Here is an 18,914-nt window from a genome sequence, read left to right on the forward strand (position 1 = left end):
TGACAGCGATGTCAACTCACTCCACACACCCCTTCTCGACGGCCACGGGCAGCGAGGTTCGCGTTCGCTTCTGCCCCTCGCCGACCGGTACACCGCACGTCGGCCTGATCCGCACGGCGCTCTTCAACTGGGCATACGCCCGGCACACGGGAGGCACACTCGTGTTCCGCGTCGAAGACACCGATGCGGCCCGCGACAGTGAAGAGAGCTACGGGCAGATCATCGACGCGCTGCGATGGCTGAATCTCGACTGGGATGAAGGAGAAGGCGTCGGGGGACCGCATGGGCCGTACAGGCAGTCCGAGCGCCATGACGTCTATCGTGACGTGATCGAGCGCCTGATGGCGTCTGGACACGTGTACGAGAGCTTCTCGAACGCCGAAGAGATCGATGCGAGGAACGAGGCCGCGGGTCGGCCCAAGCAGCACGGCTACGACAACGGGGATCGCGGACTCTCCGACGAGCACAAGCGGGCCTTCCGCGCCGAGGGCAGGCAGCCGGCGCTTCGGCTTCGTGTGCCCGACACCGATCTCAGTTTCACCGATCTCGTTCGCGGCGAGATCACCTTCCCGGCGGGCTCGTTCAGCGACTTCGTTGTGGTGAGACCGAACGGGCATCCGCTCTACCCCTTCGTGAACCCCGTTGACGATGCCATCATGGGAATCACCCACGTGCTGCGCGGCGAGGACTTGCTTCCGTCGACTCCTCGGCAGATCGCGTTGTACCACGCCCTCATCGACATCGGGGTGACGACCTTCGTTCCGCAGTTCGGCCATCTTCCGTACGTGATGGGTGACGGCAACAAGAAGCTGTCGAAGCGCGATCCCCAGGCCAACCTCTTTCATCACCGCGACCGCGGGTTCATTCCAGAGGGACTCGTCAACTATCTCGCATTGCTGGGCTGGGGGCTCGCTGCCGACCGCGACGTCTTCACCCTCGACGAGATGGTCGCGGCGTTCGATGTCGTGAACGTCAACCCGAACCCCGCCCGCTTCGATCTGAAGAAGGCGGAGTCGATCAACGGCGACCACATCCGGATGCTTGAGGCCGACGATTTCGCCCAGCGCACGATTCCCTACCTCGAGTCGGCCGGCATCCTGCGTGCGCCGCTCACGGCCGAACAGGCACAGATCCTTGCGCAGGCCGCGCCGCTCGTGCAGGAGCGGATCGGACTGCTCGGTGAGGCGCCGGGCATGCTCGGGTTCCTGTTCACGGATGCCGCAGGCGTCGAGTACCAGGACGACGCCCTGAAGAGCCTCCCCGCCGATGCGCGTGAGGTCCTCACCGCCGCCACGGCGGCGCTGCAGGGTCTGTCGGAGTCGGAATGGTCGCACGAGCTCATTCAGCAGGCGCTTGCCGGCGCGCTGATCGACGGGCTCGGCTTGAAGCCCCGGGTGGCGTACGGCCCGCTGCGTGTGGCCGTCTCTGGACGGCGTGTGTCTCCGCCGCTCTTCGAATCGCTTGAGATCATCGGCAGAGACGACAGCGTCGCGCGACTCGAGCGTCTTTCGGCTCAGCTGGCATGAACGGGCACTACGACGTTGTTGTCGTCGGAGCGGGCCCTGCGGGGCTCTCGGCGGCGCTCAACCTCGTTCGTGCCAGGCGGCGGGTGCTTGTGCTCGACAGCAACAGGCCGCGGCACGCGGCCACCATGATGTCGCACGGCTTTCTCACGAGAGACGGAATCCCGCCGCTCGAGCTTCGTCGTCTCGGCCGTGAAGAAGTGCAGAAATATGAGACGGCCGAGGTGCAGTTCGCCTTCGTGCAGTCGATCTCTGCGAACGGCGACGGATTTCGGATCGTCGCCAGCGGGGTGCGAGGCGACCCCGATCGCGACGTGACGGCCGACCGGGTCGTCGCGGCCACCGGGCTGACAGAGACCTTGCCGCAGGTCCCCGGCATCCGTGCTTTCTATGGCACAAGCCTGCACAGTTGTTTCGAGTGTGACGGATATGAGAAGCAGGCCTCGCCGCTCGCGCTGATCGGCGAGACGAACGACCTTACGAGGCGGGCGATCCACGCGAGCCTGTGGACAGATGACCTGATCGTGTTCACGAACGGTGAGGTGCAGGTGGGCGGGCATGACGAGAGCCTTCTGGCTGAACGAGGCATCCGCGTGGAGCACAGGCGGATCGACGAGATCGAGGGTGATCGGTCGGGCATGACGGGTGTGAGGCTGGCCGACGGTGAGACCATCGCGTGTTCCGTCGGATTCGTGCGGCCGGTGTGGCATGCGAGACTCGACTATCTCGACGGCCTGGGCATCACCCGTGACGAGGGGGGACTGGTGGTCACAGACGACGGCGGACGCACAGGCGTGGCCGGGTTGTACGCCGTCGGCGACATCACTCCTCCTGGGCCGGAACAGCTCATCATCGCAGCCGGTTCTGGCGCCCGGGTGTCGCGCGCCATCGTGCGGGATATCGCTTTCGGCTGAGTTCTGCCGAAGACGCCAGAACCGGGCGTCTCAGTTTGAGTGGCAGGTCTCGTTAGGCTACAGTTGACTCTCGGCCCCGGGTATTGCTCAGAGGCCATTGGGGTATGGTGTAATTGGCAACACAGCGGTTTCTGGTACCGCCATTCTTGGTTCGAGTCCAGGTACCCCAGCAGTGCGACCTCCGATGAAGTTCATCTTCTGATGAACGTCGTCGGGGGTCTTTTTGCGTGACGCGGTGCTTGGCCTGCAACACAAGCACAAGCCGGGGGTTATCGGCTTATGGGACAGAACCGCCGGTGCTCAGGTGCGTGATTCATGTCTGACGGGCTTCAAGCGGGACGGTGCGTCTTCAGCCGCCGGGAACTCGCAGGTGAACTCGCCTTCATAGCCGAAGAGAAAGCCGAAGAACCGGTTTCGCACTTCCAGCCTGATCCGGTAGACCTGCGCATCGTCGTCGAAGGTCTCGTGTAGGTCGGCGCGTCCGCTGAACAGCATCGGAAAGCGGAAGCCCAGGGGGCCCGCATAGAATCGCTGGCCGTCCGATCGCAGGCGGAGCGAGCCGTCAGGCTCCGCGACGAGATCGAGATCGACGGCGAGGTGCTGGTGGGTTCCGAGATAGTCAACGATCGAGCCGTTGTCGAGCACCATCGTCGCATCGAATCGTGTGGGCGTGCGCCCCACCGAATACTCGCGCACGAAGGTCACGGTTTCGCGCCCGTACGGGTCTCGGTAGGGATAGTTCTCGATCACGAACGGCACGTGCTCGCCGACATCCGGCGTGAGAATGTTGCGGATCCTGCCGATCTGCAGGAACAGAGCCGTCCACCACCGTCCACGCCGGATGCGCTTCATCGTGCCGCGTCCGACGCAACCGTACTTCGCGCCCAGTCCCACACCGAACCGCCGCCGCAACATCGGATGGAGGCGTGCGAAGTCAGGACCCATCGCCTGCTCGAAGATCGACGTCACGGCATCTCCAGATCGTCGAGTGTGGATGGGGCGCCGGTCATCGTCTGCGAACGTCTCTTCTCACGCAGACAGCGACGTGCCCGAGGGCGGTCCCTGCGCCAGAACCTCAAGACGGATGCCGCCGGCCAGCGCTCCGGCGGCACGCCTGTCTCTGCCCAGATGCGCAGGCGGTCGAAACTCCAGGCGGTCATCCACCCGACGACGGGCCGCACACAGAGCTTGTCGATGAGCGCGCCCCATGCGGGCTCGTAGTCGAATCCCGTGATGAACGTTGTGCCGGTGGGCGTGGGCTCATAGCGCCAATAACCCCGGCCTGCACCGAGGGGCGACAGTCTGTCGCTCGTCGCGAACTTCAGGGCTGAGGTGCGTGTGCCGTCTGGTCGCGAGCGTTCCCCGATCGCGGTACCGGTGCCCACGATGACGTGTGCGGGTATTCGTCGTTCGTATCTGAACCGGTAGCCGCCTCCGGTGAGGTCGCCGACGGGCGTGATCGCGCTGAATCGCAGATCCCATCGTGGATGGTGGGCAGGGTTCTGGGTGAGTTCCCAGACCCGTTCCAGATCAGCGCGGATTCTGCTCTCGACGTAGATCGGCGTGTGTGCCATAGAGCCAGTGTGGCGCAATCGGAGCATCCGGTGCTGAGCGCTCAGGTAAGGCGGCGATACCGGTGGGCCTTGACCTGATCGCCCACGCGACGCCAGGGGTGAGGCAGTTTCAGCTGTTCGACGAGATCCGGTTCGACGTCGACGTACTCATAGCGGCCACCGGATTCGAACTCGACGGTCAGCGTGCGAGTCTCCGGATCGTATGACGCTTCGGTGAGGGCGTCGGACTCGAGAGGATCCAACCGCATGTTCACCTTCCGCAACCTGTTCCTGGCAACCGGTTCAGATATCGAGAGTGTCGCCGGGGGCAAGGGGAAAGAACTCGCCGCCGCCAGCCTCTGTCGCCGTAGCGATTCTGCCGTTGGCCATGTCTTTGCCGATCTTCGACAGCACCATCTCGTGTGTCGGAAAGCTTCGCCTGGGTGCGACGGCGGTCACATAGTCGATGACGTCGCCGATCTTCAGCCACGGAGCGCCCGCCGGAACCGCGAGAACGTCTACCTCGACGCCGTCTGGCACGGTGTAGGAATCGCCGCCGTAGTAGAGCTTGCCGTTCACCAGAACGCCGACGTTGTCGACGATCGGGATGGACTCGTGGATGACACTGTGCTTCTCGCCGAAGAACTGCAGCCGAAACGGTCCGACATCGACCGCATCGCCCGCCTTGACGATGCTGACGGGAAGGCCACCGGCTGCCGCGGCGAAGCCGGCCGGTCCGAAGATCTGCGCATCGGGGCTCTTGTCGAGGACGCGTTCGATCTGCTCGGGCGTCCAATGGTCGGGATGCTCGTGCGTGATCACGATGGCGACAGCCTGCGCGGTGTCCGTGAGCGCCGTGGTGAACGCCCCGGGATCCACAAAGAGCTTTTTTCCCGATTCTTCGACGATCAGGGCAGCGTGTTCAAGCTTGGTCAACTTCATATGTCGAGCTAATACCGTCGGGTGCGGGGGTTCAAGTCGCCGCGTCACCGAACATAGAAAACTCAGCTCGGACTCAGCAGAGAGACGATCTCAGAGATGAGAATCGAACCGGGATTTCGCCGGTTTCGCTGAACGCATGCCCCAACCGGCATCAATTTGATCGCGCCCCGAACCTATGTCATACTCGAACACGTTGTTTCACGGCCCCATCGTTTAGCGGCCTAGGACGTCGCCCTCTCACGGCGGTAACGCGGGTTCAAATCCCGCTGGGGTCACAACACCAGAGAACCCCCGGATTTCCGGGGGTTCTCTGCATGTCCGGCCGTGCCCGCTCGCGGAAGATGACCTGCTCCCACTCGTCCAGGAGGTCGTCGGTCCAGACCCAGATGACAGGACGTTTGCACGCGGATGCGGCGGTGACGGCTGCCGGGCAGACGGCGGAAGGCGAGCACGCCGTCCTCGCAGAGCCGATCCACGAACTGACGGGTTACGCCGAGAAGCTCGGCAGCCTGGGTCGGCGGCACCTCGTCCTACCGATAACCGCAATAACGACAACCTTCGGACAGACGCCTTCGGAGGGCGGCTGTGATCGCGGCCGCGGGGCTCGCAGAGGACTCAGCCGGAAGCATCCTGATCGGACGATTCGGGACGAAACCCGAGACCATGCTGACTCAGAGCGGCCGACAGCTTCTTCAGCGTATTCGGGCCGACTCCGTGCAGCGATGCCACGTCTTTCTCCGTGTGCAGGCTCAGTTCGCCCAGACCGGTGATGCCGGATGCCGCCAGCGCACGCTGCGCGGGAGCGCTCACGGCGGGCAGCGGGGCTGCCGTCACCTCGTCGGTCCCGTCGTCATCCATGGACTCCGCGACGACGGGGTCGTCGCCCTCGACCGTCTCGTCGACGTGGAACGCGTCATCCCGATGCCATTGCTCAGCCATGCTACGAGCGTATGTCGAGAGCGGTGATTGCGGGACCGTCCAGTGCGGGGGAGTTCCGGTGACCGCCGCTCAGGCGTCGACGGGTTCAGCCTCGCGCATATGCCCGGGCGCCGCCCGGCCGATCGCAACGGGGCGCTTCGGCTGCGACATCCTGTCGATCGCGGCGAGCGCGAGGGCAGAGACGATGAACGCGAGATGGATGATGACCTGCCACATCACGCCCTCGGTTGTGTACGTCTCGCCGGTCACCGAGTTGCTCTCGCTCGTGCGACCCGACATGTCGCCGACCTCGATGAACGTCTTCAGCAGGTGGATGGACGAGATGCTGATGATCGAGACGGCGAGCTTGACCTTGAGCAGGTTGGTGTTGACGTGCGCGAGCCATTCAGGCTGATCCCGGTGACCGGTGACGTTGATCTTCGAGACGAAGATCTCGTAGCCTCCGATGATCACCATGATCAGCAGGTTCGCGATCATCACCACGTCGATGAGTCCGAGAACGGCGAGCATGATCGTCGCCTCGTTGAGCTCGTGGCCCTCGTGCCCGCCGAGCCCGAGCACAACGTCTTCGCCCAGGTGCCAGAGATCGACCATAAAAACGATCACGTAGATCAGCTGCGCGACGATCAGCCCGAGATAGAGCGGTGCTTGCAGCCACCGACTCGCGAAGATGAAGTAGCCGAGTGCATTCGAGGCTGCACTGGGGTCACGGAACTGCCTGGCCTGGGAATCTTCACGAGTCACGGCATGAATTCTAGAGGTCGTTCTCCGTCTGAAACTGACAACGTGTTGTGGGAACGACGCGCCGGCATGCGATGCGACCGCTAGACTGATCGGAGCGAAGGGGAGTATCCCTCAACGCGCGTTCGTCAGTACGGGTCCCGTCGATGCGACCCCGGATGCGTGGCACCGGTCATGGCACACGGTGCGGGAGAGACTTTCGGCCCTCAGCCGTACCCTCCTGTGAAAGGTGCTCCATGCATCCGCTGCTTCCGCTCTGGTTCGAGATCGGCTCATACGTCGTTCTCGGGCTCATCCTTCTCGTCGACCTGCTTCTCGTCGTCAAGAGACCGCACATCCCGTCGATGAGGGAGTCCACCCTGTGGGTCGTCTTCTACGTCACGCTCGCGCTCGTCTTCGCCGGACTGATGTTCCTGTTCGCCGGCGGAGACTATGCCGGCGAGTTCCTGGCCGGCTGGCTGACCGAGTACAGCCTCTCGATCGACAACCTCTTCGTCTTCGTGATCATCATGGCGAGGTTCTCGGTTCCGAAGAAGTTCCAGCAGGAAGTTCTGATGATCGGAATCATCCTCGCACTGGTCTTCCGGGGGATCTTCATCCTGCTCGGCGCACAACTGATCGCGAACTTCAGCTTCGTCTTCTACATCTTCGGAGTGTTCCTTCTCTGGACGGCCTGGCGGCAGGCGTTCGGCAGAGTGGAGGAAGCCCAAGAGGAGGAGACCCGGTTCATCGCGTGGCTGAAGCGCCGGGTGAAGGTGTCAGACGAGTTCGACGGGGCCAAGCTGCGCACGCGCATCGGCGATCACGGGTACTGGACGCCGATGCTCATCGTGCTCATCGCGATCGGCACAACAGACGTGATGTTCGCGCTCGACTCGATTCCCGCCATCTTCGGCATCACGCAGAGCCCCTTCATCGTGTTCACCGCGAACATCTTCGCGCTGATGGGCCTGCGTCAGCTGTACTTTATGCTCGGGGGGCTGCTCGAACGCCTCGAATACCTCAAGTACGGCATCGCTTTCATTCTCGCGTTCATCGGCGTGAAGCTCGTGCTGCACGCCATGCACGAGAACGAACTGCCGTTCATCAACGGCGGTCAGAACATCGAATGGGCGCCGGAGATCGACACCTGGACGTCTCTCGGTGTGATCATCGCGTCGATGGCGGTCGCCACCATCGCCAGCGTGGTGAAAGCGCGCCGCACAATGCGCGACGAGGTCGAGACCGCGCGGGTCGACGCCGACGAGTGATATTCTGACTCTCGTGCTGTTCGGGTTGCTTCTTCTTAGCTGCCGCGACGAGGCCTAGTTTTCGACAGGCTCCCTCGCCGCGGCTATGTCGCCATGCCTGACCACCGATACTCAAGGACAGAGCACTCATGAACACACGCGCAGAGAGCACGGAGCCCCGCACCCTGGCGGAGAAGGTCTGGGCGGACCATCTGGTCGCCAAAGGGGAAGACGGAACCCCCGACCTGATCTACATCGACCTGCACCTCGTGCACGAGGTGACCAGCCCGCAGGCATTCGACGGCCTGCGGATGGCGGGGCGCCCTGTGCGCCGCCCCGACCTCACCATCGCCACAGAGGATCACAACACGCCGACCATCGGAATCGACAGGCCGATCGCCGACCTGACGAGCCGCACCCAGATCGAGACGCTGCGTCGCAACGCAGAGGAGTTCGGCATCCGCCTGCATTCGCTCGGTGACGTCGAGCAGGGGATCGTGCACGTCGTCGGACCGCAGCTCGGTCTCACCATGCCGGGAATCACCGTCGTCTGCGGAGACTCGCACACCTCGACGCACGGAGCCTTCGGCGCGATGGCCTTCGGCATCGGAACCAGCGAGGTCGAGCACGTGATGGCCACGCAGACGCTGCCGCTCAAGCCGTTCAAGACGATGGCGATCAACGTCGAGGGAACACTGCGGCCCGGCGTCACGGCGAAAGACATCATCCTCGCGGTGATCGCCAAGATCGGCACGGGCGGAGGACAGGGCTACGTTCTCGAATATCGCGGTTCTGCGATCCGCTCGCTCTCGATGGAGGGCCGCATGACGATCTGCAACATGTCGATCGAGGCGGGCGCGCGCGCCGGAATGGTCGCGCCAGACGACACGACCTTCGAGTATCTCAAGGGCCGGCCCCACGCCCCTCGGGGGCAGGACTGGGAGGATGCGGTCGCCTATTGGCGAACGCTGCCCACGGATGACGGGGCGACCTTCGACGCAGAGGTGTTCCTCGACGCCAACGAGCTCGAGCCCTTTGTCACCTGGGGAACGAACCCGGGCCAGGGGGTCTCGCTGAGCGACCGTGTGCCGAACCCGGCTGAGATCGCCGAGCCGAACGAACGGGCGGCGGCGGAGCGTGCGCTGGAGTACATGGACCTCGAGGCGGGCACGCCGATGAAGGAGGTCAGGGTCGACGCGGTGTTCATGGGATCGTGCACGAACAGCCGCATCGAAGACCTGCGTGCGTTCGCATCGATCATCAAGGGGCGAAGGAAGGCAGACGACGTTCGTGTGATGGTTGTTCCCGGATCCGCGAGAGTCAGGCTCGAGGCAGAAGCAGAGGGCCTCGACAAGGTCATCACCGACTTCGGGGCGGAGTGGCGTTTCGCAGGCTGCTCGATGTGCCTGGGGATGAACCCAGACCAGCTCGCGCCGGGTGAACGGTGCGCGTCGACATCCAACCGGAACTTCGAGGGGCGGCAGGGCAAAGGCGGGCGAACCCACCTCGTCTCGCCACTCGTCGCCGCGGCGACGGCCATCCGCGGCACACTGTCGACACCATCTGACCTCATCGATTCCGGGACATCTGATCTGGTGACGAGCGGCGCAGAAACGGGGGCGGGCGAATAATGCAGAAGTTCACAACGGTCACAGGCGTGGCCGCACCGCTCAAACGATCGAACGTCGACACCGACCAGATCATCCCTGCGGTCTACCTGAAGCGCGTCACGAAGACCGGGTTCGAGGACGCGCTCTTCGCCGCGTGGCGCCAGGATCCGGAGTTCGTGCTCAATCGCCCTGAGTTCGCCGGTGCATCCGTCCTGGTCGCCGGGCCGGACTTCGGCACCGGGTCGTCTCGGGAGCACGCCGTCTGGGCTCTGCGTGACTTCGGCTTCGACGTCGTGCTGAGTTCGCGTTTCGGCGACATCTTCCGTGGCAACTCCGGCAAGCAGGGCCTGCTCACCGGGATCGTCGACGAAGAGGACATCAAACGCATCTGGGCGATCATCGACGCGAAGCCGGGAATACCGATCACCGTGAACCTTGTTGAGAAGACTGCGGCCATCGGGGATCTCACAGTCAACTTCGACATCGACGATTACACTAGGTGGCGATTGATCGAGGGGCTGGACGACATCGGCCTCACCCTGCGCAATGAAGCGCTCATCTCAGAGTTTGAAGCCACACGCGAAGCCTGGAGGCCCCAGACGCTTCCGGCGCGGTGAGAACTCTTTTCAGTCACACAAAGACAGGCAGTGCAGGTAATTGATTTGAGTTCTCTTCTCGAAGACGCGTCGCGCGCGGGCGCAAGCGTCGGCCTCAAAGGCGACAGGATCACCATCAACGGCGGACGACCGCTTCGCGGCAGGATCGAGCTCAAGGGCGCGAAGAACCTCGTCACCAAGGCGATGGTCGCCGCGATCCTCGGCGAGACGCCGAGCACGTTGCGCGATGTCCCGGACATCAGCGACGTGCGTGTGGTCCGCGGTCTTCTCGCGGTGCACGGCGTCACCGTCACCGACGGGGAGAACGAGGGCGAACTCGTGCTCGACCCGGTGGACGTTGAGAGCGCCCACATGGCCGACATCGACGCGCACGCCGGTTCGAGCCGGATCCCCATCCTGTTCTGCGGGCCCCTGCTCCACCGCCTCGGTGAGGCGTTCATTCCCGACCTCGGGGGGTGCAAGATCGGCGATCGCCCGATCGACTATCACCTCGAGGTGCTGCGCCAGTTCGGCGCGGTCGTCGAGAAGCTGCCGAGCGGCATCCGGATGTCTGCGCCGAACGGTCTCACCGGTGCGAAGGTCGCACTGCCATACCCGAGCGTCGGCGCAACCGAGCAGGTCTTGCTCACAGCGGTTCGCGCAGACGGCATCACCGAGCTGCGCGGCGCTGCGATGGAGCCCGAGATCATGGATCTCATCAACATCCTGCAGAAGATGGGCGCGATCATCACCGTCGACACCGATCGCGTCATTCGCATCGAAGGCGTCGCACGGCTCGACGGATATACGCACCGTGCTCTGTTCGATCGCAACGAAGCCGCGAGCTGGGCGGCAGCCGCACTCGCGACAGAGGGCGACATCTTCGTCGGTGGTGCACAGCAGTCCGAGATGCTCACTTTTCTCAACGTCTTCCGCAAGGTCGGCGGCGAGTTCGAGATCCACGAAGACGGCATCCGTTTCTGGCATCCGGGAACACCGTTGAACCCGGTGATCATCGAAACGGATGTGCACCCGGGGTTCATGACGGACTGGCAGCAGCCGCTTGTGGTCGCGCTGACCAAGGCGCAGGGGGTGTCGATCGTGCACGAAACCGTTTATGAGCAGCGGTTCGGGTTCGTCGACGCTCTCGTCGAGATGGGTGCGACGATCCAGGTGCACCGGGAGTGCCTCGGCGGACAGGCGTGTCGTTTCGGACAGCGGAACTTCAACCACTCCGCGGTGATCGCCGGTCCGACGAAGCTGCACGGCGCGGACATCGTTGTTCCCGACCTGCGCGGCGGGTTCTCGCACCTCATCGCCGCGCTCAGCGCCGAAGGAAAATCGACCGTGTCGAACGTCGGCATCATCAGCCGTGGCTACGAGAATTTCATCACCAAGCTCAGGCAGCTGGGGGCCGACTTCGTTCTCGAAGGATAATGGGAACGTGTCGACGTCAGAAGACGGGCCCCAATCGGGTCCGCCGGTGCCCCGCCGCCTGAAGGCGCGCCTGAAAGGCGGCACAGCTGCCGCCAACGCCGGCAAAACGGCCGGCACACGCCAGAGGGCGAGCCCGGAGAAGACCAGGCCGTCGATCTTCTGGATCCTCGCCGGGATCGTTGTGCCGTTGTCTCGGCTGATCATGAAGATCAGGATCGTCGACGGACACAAACTGCCGCGCACGGGGTCGTTCATTCTCGCGCCGAATCACTACAGCGAGATCGATCCGATAGTGGTCGGCGTCGCCGTGTGGAAGATGGGACGTATGCCGCGGTTTCTCGCCAAGGCCGGCCTGTTCAAGAACCGGTTCCTCGGGTGGATCCTGACGCGAGCGGGACAGATACCCGTCGAACGTGAAGGATCGGTTCGCGGCAGAGGCCCGATCGAAGCGGCGGGTGAACTCGTGAAGACCGGTCAGGGTGTCATCGTGTATCCCGAGGGAACACTCACACGTGACCCGGACCTGTGGCCCATGCGCGGCAAGACAGGTGCGGTGCGGATGGCGCTCACCCACGGCATTCCGGTCATTCCCGTCGTACACTGGGGCACGCAGCAGGTGATGCCGCGGTATTCGAAGAAGATTCATTTTTTTCCCGCCAAGAACGTCGTTGTGAAGGTGGGCGACCCGGTTGATCTCTCTGCCTTCGCCGGGCGACCGCTCGAGTCGGCCACGTTCACCGAGGCCACCGATGTCGTGATGGATGCGATCACCGAGCTTCTCGCCGGTGTCAGAGACGAGAAACCACCGGCGGAACGCTGGGATCCGAGCAAACACAATCAGAAAGAGACGGGCCGCTTTTGACGCGCAAGACCGCTGCTGCCCGCGTCGCCGTGCTCGGAACGGGCAGCTGGGGTACGACGTTCGGCAAGATCCTCGCCGATGGCGGAGCCCAGGTGACCATGTGGGCGAGACGCCCGGAGCTCGCGCACGACATCAACAGGAACCACCGGAACAGCGACTACCTGCCCGGGGTGACTCTGCCGCAGGGCCTCAGGGCGACGGCCGACCTGCGAGAGGCGCTCTCGGGAGCCGAACAGGTGTTCATCGCGGTGCCCAGCCAGTCGCTGCGAGACACGCTCGTCGCCGTGAAAGAGCACGTGCCGCACGGTGCGATAGTCGTCTCGCTGATGAAGGGTGTTGAGAAAGGATCCGGACTGCGAATGAGTCAGGTCATCGAGCAGAGCCTCGAGATCGACACGTCGCTCATAGCCGTCGCATCCGGGCCGAATCTCGCTCTCGAGATCGCCAAAGAGCAGCCCACCGCGGCCGTTGTCTCATCTCAGAGTCTCGACACGGCCCAGGCCGTCGCACTCAGGGCGCGCAACGGCTACTTCCGCAGTTTTGTGAACACCGACGTGATAGGCACCGAGTTCGGTGGAGTGCTCAAGAATCTGATCGCCGTTGCGATCGGGATCGTCGACGGAGTGGGATACGGCGAGAACACCAAGGCCTCGATCATCACAAGAGGGCTCGTCGAGATGACGGACTTCGCCGTCGCGCAGGGCGCGAAACCCGAGACCCTCGCCGGCCTTGCCGGGCTTGGCGACCTGATCGCCACCTGCCAGTCGCCGCTCTCGCGGAACAACACAGCCGGGCGCCTTCTCGGGCAGGGATACAGCTACCAGGCCGTGGTCAAGCAGATGCAGCAGACCGCCGAGGGTCTCGCGTCTGTCGCCCCCGTGCTCGAACTGGCCAGATCGATCGGGGTGGAGATGCCGATCGCCCTGCAAGTGAAACAGGTGATCGACGGCTCCCTCGACCCGCGGGACATCGCCCCGCACCTGACAACCGACAGCGACGAGCCGCAGGGCGAAAGGACTAACGATGACGCAAAAGCGCCGGGTGGCGGTGTTGTTTGGAGGTCGCTCAAGCGAGCACTCGATCAGCTGCGCGACAGCGGGAGGCGTGCTTGAGGCCATCGACAGAGACCGTTTCGACGTCGTTCCCGTTGGAATCACGCGTGACGGCTCGTTTGTGCTCGAAGAGGATGACCCGTCGCGGTTCACCCTCGGCGCACGGGCACTGCCCTCTGTCGAAGACAACGGCACACGCGTGCAGTGGCCAGAGGACGCGCACTCGCGAGAAATGACCGTCACCGACCGTGACGGCCGCCGGTCGCTCGGGGTGATCGACGTCGTGTTCCCGATCCTGCACGGGCCCTACGGGGAGGACGGCACCGTTCAGGGCCTTCTCGACCTCATGGGGCTCCCGTACGTCGGCTCAGGGGTGCTTGCGTCGTCTGTGGCGATGGACAAGCACTTCACGAAGACTGTGCTTCAGCACGCGGGCATGACCGTCGCGTCGTGGCGCACGGTGACTGACCGAGAGCATGCAGTGGATCCCTCCGTCGCGCGTTCGGCTGCTGCCGAACTCGGGTTCCCCGTGTTCGTCAAACCCGCACGAGCCGGGTCGAGCGTCGGCGTTTCGAAAGTCACCTCCGTCGACGAGGTGGATGCCGCGATGGATACGGCCTTCCAGCATGATGACAGGGTTCTCATCGAAGCCGGCGCGTCTGGGCGCGAGCTCGAGATAGGAGTGCTCGGAGGGCGTCCCGGCGACCCGCCGCGCGCATCCGTTGCCGGTGAGATCGTCGTGAAGGGGCGCGACTTCTATGACTTCGACGCGAAGTACCTCGACGCTCCGGGTGTCGACCTCGTGTGCCCGGCGCCGCTTGAACCCGGCGAGTATGCCGAGATGGAGAGGGCGGCGCTCGAGGCTTTCGACGCGATCGGTGCGGAAGGACTCGCACGCGTCGACTTCTTTCTCACCGACGACGGACTCGTGGTGAACGAGATCAACACGATGCCTGGATTCACGCCGATCTCGATGTTCCCGAAATGCTGGATAGCCTCTGGCATGACCTATCGGGAGCTGATCACCGAATTGCTCGACGTGGCACACGTCACCGGCGCGCGCTGACGGACTCCTACTCGAGCACGTCGGCAGCCCCGACGCATTCGGTGGTCGTGGGGAGCACGGAGACCGCGGTGGCCAGGTCGGTGAGTGCCGTGGTCCCAGAGGCCAGACTCGCGTCGATGACCACCTCGACGGCCGGGTCTCGCCCATAGGTGGTGAACACGTAGATGTCTTCGTCAGCCCTGCTGGCGTCTTCGATCCAGTCGACCCCGTTCACCGAATGGCACGGATCGGTGGTCGGGCCCGGAACGGCCACGCCGCAGTGCAGGATGACGCCGGCAGGGTCACCCCATGCGCCCGTCGCCTGTGCGTTGGTCTCACGCTCGGGCAGGTCTGCGACGCGATCGGGCAGCCGCACACTCACCTCGGCGCACTGCGGGTTGCCCGCGTCGGCCGCGGGATCCAGGTTCAGCGTCGGCGAGCATCCGGACAGCGCGAGTGAAATGACGGCTGCTGAGACGAGCGCTCTCACGAGGCGAGATCGGGTAGACATCTCTCTCAGGCTACCGTTGATGCCATGACAGCAGCTGCGCGGGACGACGGAAGCCTCACGATCGCAGAGGTGAGTGAGAGCGACATCCTCTCCCGCATCTTCCCGCTCCTCCCGCCCGCGAGCGGGCAGCTGCTCGGCCCGGGCGACGACGCCGCAGTGATGGCCGCCGCAGACGGACGCTACGTCGTCACCACAGACATGATGGTGCACGGCCCCGATTTTCGGCTCGCATGGTCGACTCCGTTCGACCTGGGCTGGAAGGCGGCGGCCACGAACCTCGCCGACGTGGCAGCGATGGGCGCGAGGCCGACGGGGCTCGTGGTCGCTCTCGCCGTCACCAGGCAGCTGCCGGTCGCGGCCGTGACCGAGTTCGCGCGCGGACTCAGACAGGCGTGCGAGGCCCTCGCTCCCGGATGTGGCGTCGTGGGGGGCGATCTGTCCGTCTCAGACACGCTCACGGTCGCCGTGACGGCGTTCGGCGATCTCGAAGGGCGTCAGCCCGTGCTGCGGTCGGGTGCTCGTCCTGGGAATGTCGTCGCACTCGCCGGTCGTGTCGGCTTCGCCGCGACCGGGCTCGCGCTGCTGTTCGAACGCGGCGTCGACGACTCCGGCGAGCCGCTTGCGTCCGCTGCAGAGCGTCTTCGGCACGAGATGCCGGTGTTCGTCGACGCCCAGCTGGCACCCGCTCCTCCGATCGGGTTGGGCAGGCAGGCCGCCCTGGCCGGGGCGACGGCCATGCTCGACGTCTCTGACGGTCTTTCACTCGATGCGGAACGCCTTGCGCGGGCGTCGGGGGTTCGCGTCGACGTCAGCGCAGAGGCTGTGAGGGCGATCGCGGCAGAGGGAAACCTGCAGCGCGGACTGCGCGGGGGAGAAGACCACGCTCTGCTGGCGACGTTCCCTCCGTCGTCTGTGCCAGAGGGCTTTGTCGAGATCGGCAGGGTGAGATCCGGCTCGGGTGTGACGGTCGATGACAGCCCCATCGACGGTGTGCTGGGGTGGGATCCCTATCGCGGCTGGGACGGTGGTGTCGGATGATGGCGTGGCACGCCGATCAGGCCGGTCCTGCCCACCACACAACCGTTTCTCCGTAAGACTTCGATCGTTCAGCGGTGAGCTCACCTGGCCAGACCGGCTCAGGGGTCCGTGAGCTGCGCTCGACCAGAACGAGAGCGTGCTCCGACAGGACAGGAACGAGGGAGGCGAGGTTCTGCGCGAGCTCGTCTTCGGAGAGGTCATACGGAGGATCGAAGAACACGAGGTCCCATTCCCCGTCCGCCCTGTCGAGGAACTGCTGCACCGCAACGGCCGAGACACGGATGTCCGGTGCGAGTCCCGAACCGAACGTCGCGAGAACCGTCGACGCGTTTCGTCGGCAGACCTGCGCGGCCTGGGAATGCCTCTCGACGAGATCAACGGATGCTGCTCCCCGGCTCGCCGCCTCAAGACCGAGTGCGCCAGACCCCGCATACAGGTCGAGAACACGGGCGCCATGAACGGCATCCCTGGCGTCGAGAGCAGAGAAAACCGCCTCTCGAACCCGATCGCTCGTCGGGCGCGTTCCCTGCCGGGGCACGGTCAGGGTCAGGGAGCCTGCGACACCCGCAACAATTCTCGTCACCGCGCCAACTTTAGTCGGTGCTCGGTGGCCTCCCGGCGAGAGCGCGTTCCGGACGAGAGCGGACCCGCTCCGCAACCGTCGCGCAGACGCTGGTTCCCCGGGAGTGAGACGGGGACGCACGTCGTCGGCTCCGAATAGACTCGAGGCATGACCGGGTCTGACCTCGACACCAAGCTGAACGGTGTGATCGGACCGCGAACGGCTGCCGCGCTCGCGCGCGCTTTCGACGTCGAGACGACCGGCGACCTGCTGATGCACTACCCGCGGCGGTATGCGAGCAGAGGTGAGCTGACGGCGATCGACCAACTGCCCGTCGGCGAGAACGTGACGATCATCGCCGAAGTCCTTCAGGTGACGAACCGCACGATGAAGTCGAGAAAAGGCTCGATCCTCGAGGCCAAGATCACCGATGGCAAGGGCATCCTCACCCTCACCTTCTTCAACCAGGCCTGGCGATCCAAAGAGCTTGCCGCGGGGGTCAGGGGGATCTTCGCGGGCAAGGTGGGGGAGTACCGGGACGCACTCCAGCTGGCGCACCCCGACTACAAGCTGTTCGACGCCGAGGTCGCAGACCGGCCCGATGCCGCGGCGGCGAGGGAATGGGTGACGAAGCCGATTCCGATCTATCCGGCGACGAGCACGGTGTCGAGCTGGCAGATACAGGCGTCGATCGATCTCGTGCTCGACGACCTCGGTGAGATCGACGACCCGATCCCGGCCGACGTGCGGTCGACGGAACGGCTCCTGGACTACCGGAACGCGCTGGAACGCATCCACCGCCCGTCGACGGACGTCGACTGGCATGCCGCCAGGCGGACCCTGCGCTTCGCCGAGGCGTTCATCCTGCAGACGGCCCTCGTGCAGCAGAGGCAGCAGACGAAACGGTCCGAGGCGTATCCCCGCCAACCGAGACCTGGCGGGGTGCTCGAGCGTTTCGATGCGGCTCTTCCCTTCGAACTGACCGGTGACCAGAACAGGGTCGGGCACGAGATCGCCTACGACATGTCTGGCCGGTCGCCCATGAACAGGCTCGTGCAGGGCGAGGTCGGCTCTGGCAAGACCCTCGTCGCGCTCAGGGCCATGCTCACGGTCGCCGACTCCGGCGGGCAGTCGGCGCTGCTCGCCCCGACCGAAGTCCTCGCCACCCAGCACCTTCGTTCGATGGTCAAGGCGCTCGGGCCAGACATCGCCGCCGAGGTCAAGCCGGTTCTGCTCACGGGTCAGATGACCACGGCGGAGCGCAAGCGGGCGATGCTGCTCATCGTGAGCGGCCAGGCACAGATCGTGATCGGAACGCACGCCCTGCTGAGCGACTCGGTGACGTTCTTCGATCTGGGGCTGATCGTCGTCGACGAACAGCACAGGTTCGGCGTCGAACAGCGCGACACGCTCAAGGGCAAGGCACAACGCCCCCCGCACGTGCTCGTGCTCACCGCGACGCCGATTCCGCGGACCATCGCGATGACCGTGTTCGGCGACCTCGACGTGAGCACCATCAGAGAGCTTCCCTCCGGACGCATCGGCATCGAGACCTTCGTGGTGCCGCTCGCCGAGAAACCTGAATGGTTCGGGCGCATCTGGGCGCGGGTGGCCGAAGAGATCGCAGCCGGTCGCCAGGCGTTCGTCGTGTGCCCTGCGATCGATCCCGGCGTCGTCGAAGATGACGGCGAGCCCGCGCCGGACGACGCGGATTCCCACGGGTCACCGAGTGGCCGCACGGTCGCCGCCGTGACGACGGTGCTCGAGGAGCTGACGCGCGTTCCGGCGCTGACGGGCGCGCGGATCGGCGCACTGCACGGGCGGATGTCTGCAGACGACAAGGACCGCATTATGCAGCGGTTCAGCGCAGGCGAACTCGACGTCCTGGTCTCGACAACCGTCATCGAGGTGGGCGTCGACGTTCCGAACGCATCGGTGATGGTAGTGCTCGACGCCGATCGTTTCGGTGTGTCGCAATTGCACCAGCTGCGCGGCAGGATCGGACGAGGCGAGTTCGCCGGGGTCTGCCTGCTCGTCACCGCCGCAGAGCAGGAAACCCCCGCCAGGGAGCGCGTCCAGGCCATCGCCGACACCCTCGACGGCTTCCGTCTCGCCGAGATCGACCTCGAGCTGCGCAGAGAGGGAGACGTTCTCGGCAGTGTGCAGTCCGGTCGCCGTTCGTCTCTGCGACTGCTGCGGGTGACGACAGACGGCGAGATCATCGAGGCCGCGAGGGCGCACGCAGAGAATCTGCTTGAGGCCGACCCTGCCCTGGCGCGGCATCCGGCCACCGCCGAAGCACTTGCCCGGTCGGTGGACGAACGCGAGCGTGCTGCACTGCGCAAGGGATGACCTGCGCG

20 protein-coding genes and 2 tRNA genes are annotated in these 18,914 nt (G+C 64.7%); 13 read left to right on the plus strand and 9 right to left on the minus strand.

Annotated elements, in window-relative coordinates; genetic code table 11:
• Nucleotides 1-8: 8 nt before the first annotated feature.
• The 3 genes from gltX (at nt 9) to ACYVF5_RS06745 (ending at nt 2,607) form a co-directional block, all read left to right on the plus strand.
• Entirely contained in the window at nt 9-1,526 is a 1,518-nt protein-coding gene (gene gltX, locus ACYVF5_RS06735) for a glutamate--tRNA ligase (protein WP_460944607.1), read from the plus strand.
• Nucleotides 1,523-2,437, plus strand: coding sequence for an NAD(P)/FAD-dependent oxidoreductase (locus ACYVF5_RS06740; protein ID WP_460944609.1), 915 nt, complete (start codon nt 1,523-1,525; stop codon nt 2,435-2,437). The genes gltX and ACYVF5_RS06740 overlap by 4 nt, the downstream gene beginning before the upstream one ends.
• A gap of 98 nt (nt 2,438-2,535) precedes the next feature.
• Nucleotides 2,536-2,607 (plus strand) — tRNA-Gln (locus tag ACYVF5_RS06745).
• A gap of 130 nt (nt 2,608-2,737) precedes the next feature.
• Here ACYVF5_RS06745 and ACYVF5_RS06750 read toward each other — a convergent pair.
• Genes ACYVF5_RS06750 through ACYVF5_RS06765 form a run of 4 tightly spaced genes read right to left on the minus strand, consistent with a single transcriptional unit; the run spans nt 2,738 to nt 4,932 of the window.
• The gene (locus tag ACYVF5_RS06750; RefSeq protein ID WP_460944611.1) at nt 2,738-3,406 is read right to left on the minus strand and encodes a DUF4166 domain-containing protein; all 669 of its coding nucleotides are present in this window, start codon (nt 3,404-3,406) and stop codon (nt 2,738-2,740) included.
• The gene (locus tag ACYVF5_RS06755) at nt 3,403-4,011 is read right to left on the minus strand and encodes an SRPBCC family protein (RefSeq protein WP_460944613.1); all 609 of its coding nucleotides are present in this window, start codon (nt 4,009-4,011) and stop codon (nt 3,403-3,405) included. Before ACYVF5_RS06755 ends, ACYVF5_RS06750 begins: the two co-directional genes overlap by 4 nt.
• Nucleotides 4,012-4,052: 41 nt before the next feature.
• Nucleotides 4,053-4,259, minus strand: coding sequence for a KTSC domain-containing protein (locus ACYVF5_RS06760; protein ID WP_460944615.1), 207 nt, complete (start codon nt 4,257-4,259; stop codon nt 4,053-4,055).
• 34 nt (nt 4,260-4,293) lie between these two features.
• Nucleotides 4,294-4,932, minus strand: coding sequence for an MBL fold metallo-hydrolase (locus ACYVF5_RS06765; protein ID WP_460944617.1), 639 nt, complete (start codon nt 4,930-4,932; stop codon nt 4,294-4,296).
• Between the two features lie 202 nt (nt 4,933-5,134).
• On the opposite strand from ACYVF5_RS06765, the gene ACYVF5_RS06770 reads away from it, so the two are divergent.
• Nucleotides 5,135-5,207: transfer RNA gene (locus tag ACYVF5_RS06770), tRNA-Glu, on the plus strand.
• Here ACYVF5_RS06770 and ACYVF5_RS06775 read toward each other — a convergent pair.
• The 3 genes from ACYVF5_RS06775 to ACYVF5_RS06785 form a co-directional block, all read right to left on the minus strand.
• Entirely contained in the window at nt 5,205-5,456 is a 252-nt protein-coding gene (locus ACYVF5_RS06775; RefSeq protein WP_460944619.1) for an excisionase family DNA-binding protein, read from the minus strand. The two genes, ACYVF5_RS06770 and ACYVF5_RS06775, sit on opposite strands and share 3 nt — an antisense overlap.
• Before the next feature lie 91 nt (nt 5,457-5,547).
• Nucleotides 5,548-5,871 (minus strand): helix-hairpin-helix domain-containing protein, encoded by a 324-nt coding sequence (locus ACYVF5_RS06780; RefSeq protein WP_460944621.1) that lies wholly within the window; start codon nt 5,869-5,871, stop codon nt 5,548-5,550.
• A gap of 69 nt (nt 5,872-5,940) precedes the next feature.
• A complete protein-coding gene (locus tag ACYVF5_RS06785) occupies nt 5,941-6,615 on the minus strand; it encodes a TIGR00645 family protein (RefSeq protein WP_460944623.1) in 675 nt (224 codons plus the stop codon).
• 233 nt (nt 6,616-6,848) lie between these two features.
• Between ACYVF5_RS06785 and ACYVF5_RS06790 the strand changes: the two genes are divergently transcribed.
• The 7 genes from ACYVF5_RS06790 (at nt 6,849) to ACYVF5_RS06820 (ending at nt 14,464) form a co-directional block, all read left to right on the plus strand.
• A complete protein-coding gene (locus ACYVF5_RS06790) occupies nt 6,849-7,862 on the plus strand; it encodes a TerC family protein (protein WP_460944625.1) in 1,014 nt (337 codons plus the stop codon).
• Nucleotides 7,863-7,990: 128 nt separating this feature from the next.
• The gene (leuC, locus tag ACYVF5_RS06795; protein WP_460944627.1) at nt 7,991-9,472 is read left to right on the plus strand and encodes a 3-isopropylmalate dehydratase large subunit; all 1,482 of its coding nucleotides are present in this window, start codon (nt 7,991-7,993) and stop codon (nt 9,470-9,472) included.
• A complete protein-coding gene (gene leuD, locus ACYVF5_RS06800) occupies nt 9,472-10,068 on the plus strand; it encodes a 3-isopropylmalate dehydratase small subunit (protein ID WP_460944629.1) in 597 nt (198 codons plus the stop codon). Before leuC ends, leuD begins: the two co-directional genes overlap by 1 nt.
• Before the next feature lie 45 nt (nt 10,069-10,113).
• On the plus strand, nt 10,114-11,484 hold the full coding sequence (murA, locus tag ACYVF5_RS06805) for a UDP-N-acetylglucosamine 1-carboxyvinyltransferase (RefSeq protein ID WP_460944631.1): 1,371 nt from the start codon (nt 10,114-10,116) through the stop codon (nt 11,482-11,484).
• Nucleotides 11,485-11,491: 7 nt separating this feature from the next.
• A complete protein-coding gene (locus ACYVF5_RS06810) occupies nt 11,492-12,346 on the plus strand; it encodes a lysophospholipid acyltransferase family protein (RefSeq protein WP_460944633.1) in 855 nt (284 codons plus the stop codon).
• Complete coding sequence (locus ACYVF5_RS06815) at nt 12,343-13,458, plus strand: NAD(P)H-dependent glycerol-3-phosphate dehydrogenase (RefSeq protein WP_460944635.1); 1,116 nt, start codon at nt 12,343-12,345, stop codon at nt 13,456-13,458. Before ACYVF5_RS06810 ends, ACYVF5_RS06815 begins: the two co-directional genes overlap by 4 nt.
• Nucleotides 13,370-14,464, plus strand: a complete 1,095-nt coding sequence (locus ACYVF5_RS06820) for a D-alanine--D-alanine ligase family protein (protein WP_460944637.1) — start codon at nt 13,370-13,372, stop codon at nt 14,462-14,464. Before ACYVF5_RS06815 ends, ACYVF5_RS06820 begins: the two co-directional genes overlap by 89 nt.
• A gap of 7 nt (nt 14,465-14,471) precedes the next feature.
• On the opposite strand, the gene ACYVF5_RS06825 is transcribed toward ACYVF5_RS06820, so the two are convergent.
• Nucleotides 14,472-14,954, minus strand: coding sequence for a DUF3515 domain-containing protein (locus tag ACYVF5_RS06825; protein ID WP_460944639.1), 483 nt, complete (start codon nt 14,952-14,954; stop codon nt 14,472-14,474).
• Nucleotides 14,955-14,978: 24 nt separating this feature from the next.
• Between ACYVF5_RS06825 and thiL the strand changes: the two genes are divergently transcribed.
• On the plus strand, nt 14,979-15,992 hold the full coding sequence (gene thiL, locus ACYVF5_RS06830) for a thiamine-phosphate kinase (RefSeq protein ID WP_460944641.1): 1,014 nt from the start codon (nt 14,979-14,981) through the stop codon (nt 15,990-15,992).
• A 16-nt stretch (nt 15,993-16,008) separates the two neighbouring features.
• Here thiL and rsmD read toward each other — a convergent pair whose 3' ends face one another.
• Entirely contained in the window at nt 16,009-16,575 is a 567-nt protein-coding gene (gene rsmD, locus ACYVF5_RS06835) for a 16S rRNA (guanine(966)-N(2))-methyltransferase RsmD (protein ID WP_460944643.1), read from the minus strand.
• 147 nt (nt 16,576-16,722) lie between these two features.
• On the opposite strand from rsmD, the gene ACYVF5_RS06840 reads away from it, so the two are divergent.
• Nucleotides 16,723-18,906 carry an ATP-dependent DNA helicase RecG gene (locus ACYVF5_RS06840; protein WP_460944646.1) on the plus strand — a complete coding sequence of 728 codons (2,184 nt, stop codon included), beginning with the start codon at nt 16,723-16,725 and terminating at the stop codon, nt 18,904-18,906.
• Nucleotides 18,907-18,914 lie beyond the last annotated feature (8 nt).

Source organism: Okibacterium endophyticum, from assembly GCF_054780075.1.

Bases quoted from the DNA above. Each gene is read 5' to 3' on its own strand.
- ACYVF5_RS06740 (WP_460944609.1), top strand. From the start codon at position 1,523: ATGAACGGGCACTACGACGTTGTTGTCGTCGGAGCGGGCCCTGCGGGG.
- ACYVF5_RS06825 (WP_460944639.1), bottom strand. From the start codon at position 14,954: ATGTCTACCCGATCTCGCCTCGTGAGAGCGCTCGTCTCAGCAGCCGTC.
- ACYVF5_RS06760 (WP_460944615.1), bottom strand. From the start codon at position 4,259: ATGCGGTTGGATCCTCTCGAGTCCGACGCCCTCACCGAAGCGTCATAC.
- ACYVF5_RS06820 (WP_460944637.1), top strand. From the start codon at position 13,370: ATGACGCAAAAGCGCCGGGTGGCGGTGTTGTTTGGAGGTCGCTCAAGC.
- ACYVF5_RS06840 (WP_460944646.1), top strand. From the start codon at position 16,723: ATGACCGGGTCTGACCTCGACACCAAGCTGAACGGTGTGATCGGACCG.
- ACYVF5_RS06790 (WP_460944625.1), top strand. From the start codon at position 6,849: ATGCATCCGCTGCTTCCGCTCTGGTTCGAGATCGGCTCATACGTCGTT.
- thiL (WP_460944641.1), top strand. From the start codon at position 14,979: ATGACAGCAGCTGCGCGGGACGACGGAAGCCTCACGATCGCAGAGGTG.
- ACYVF5_RS06765 (WP_460944617.1), bottom strand. From the start codon at position 4,932: ATGAAGTTGACCAAGCTTGAACACGCTGCCCTGATCGTCGAAGAATCG.
- gltX (WP_460944607.1), top strand. From the start codon at position 9: ATGTCAACTCACTCCACACACCCCTTCTCGACGGCCACGGGCAGCGAG.
- leuC (WP_460944627.1), top strand. From the start codon at position 7,991: ATGAACACACGCGCAGAGAGCACGGAGCCCCGCACCCTGGCGGAGAAG.
- leuD (WP_460944629.1), top strand. From the start codon at position 9,472: ATGCAGAAGTTCACAACGGTCACAGGCGTGGCCGCACCGCTCAAACGA.
- ACYVF5_RS06780 (WP_460944621.1), bottom strand. From the start codon at position 5,871: ATGGCTGAGCAATGGCATCGGGATGACGCGTTCCACGTCGACGAGACG.
- ACYVF5_RS06755 (WP_460944613.1), bottom strand. From the start codon at position 4,011: ATGGCACACACGCCGATCTACGTCGAGAGCAGAATCCGCGCTGATCTG.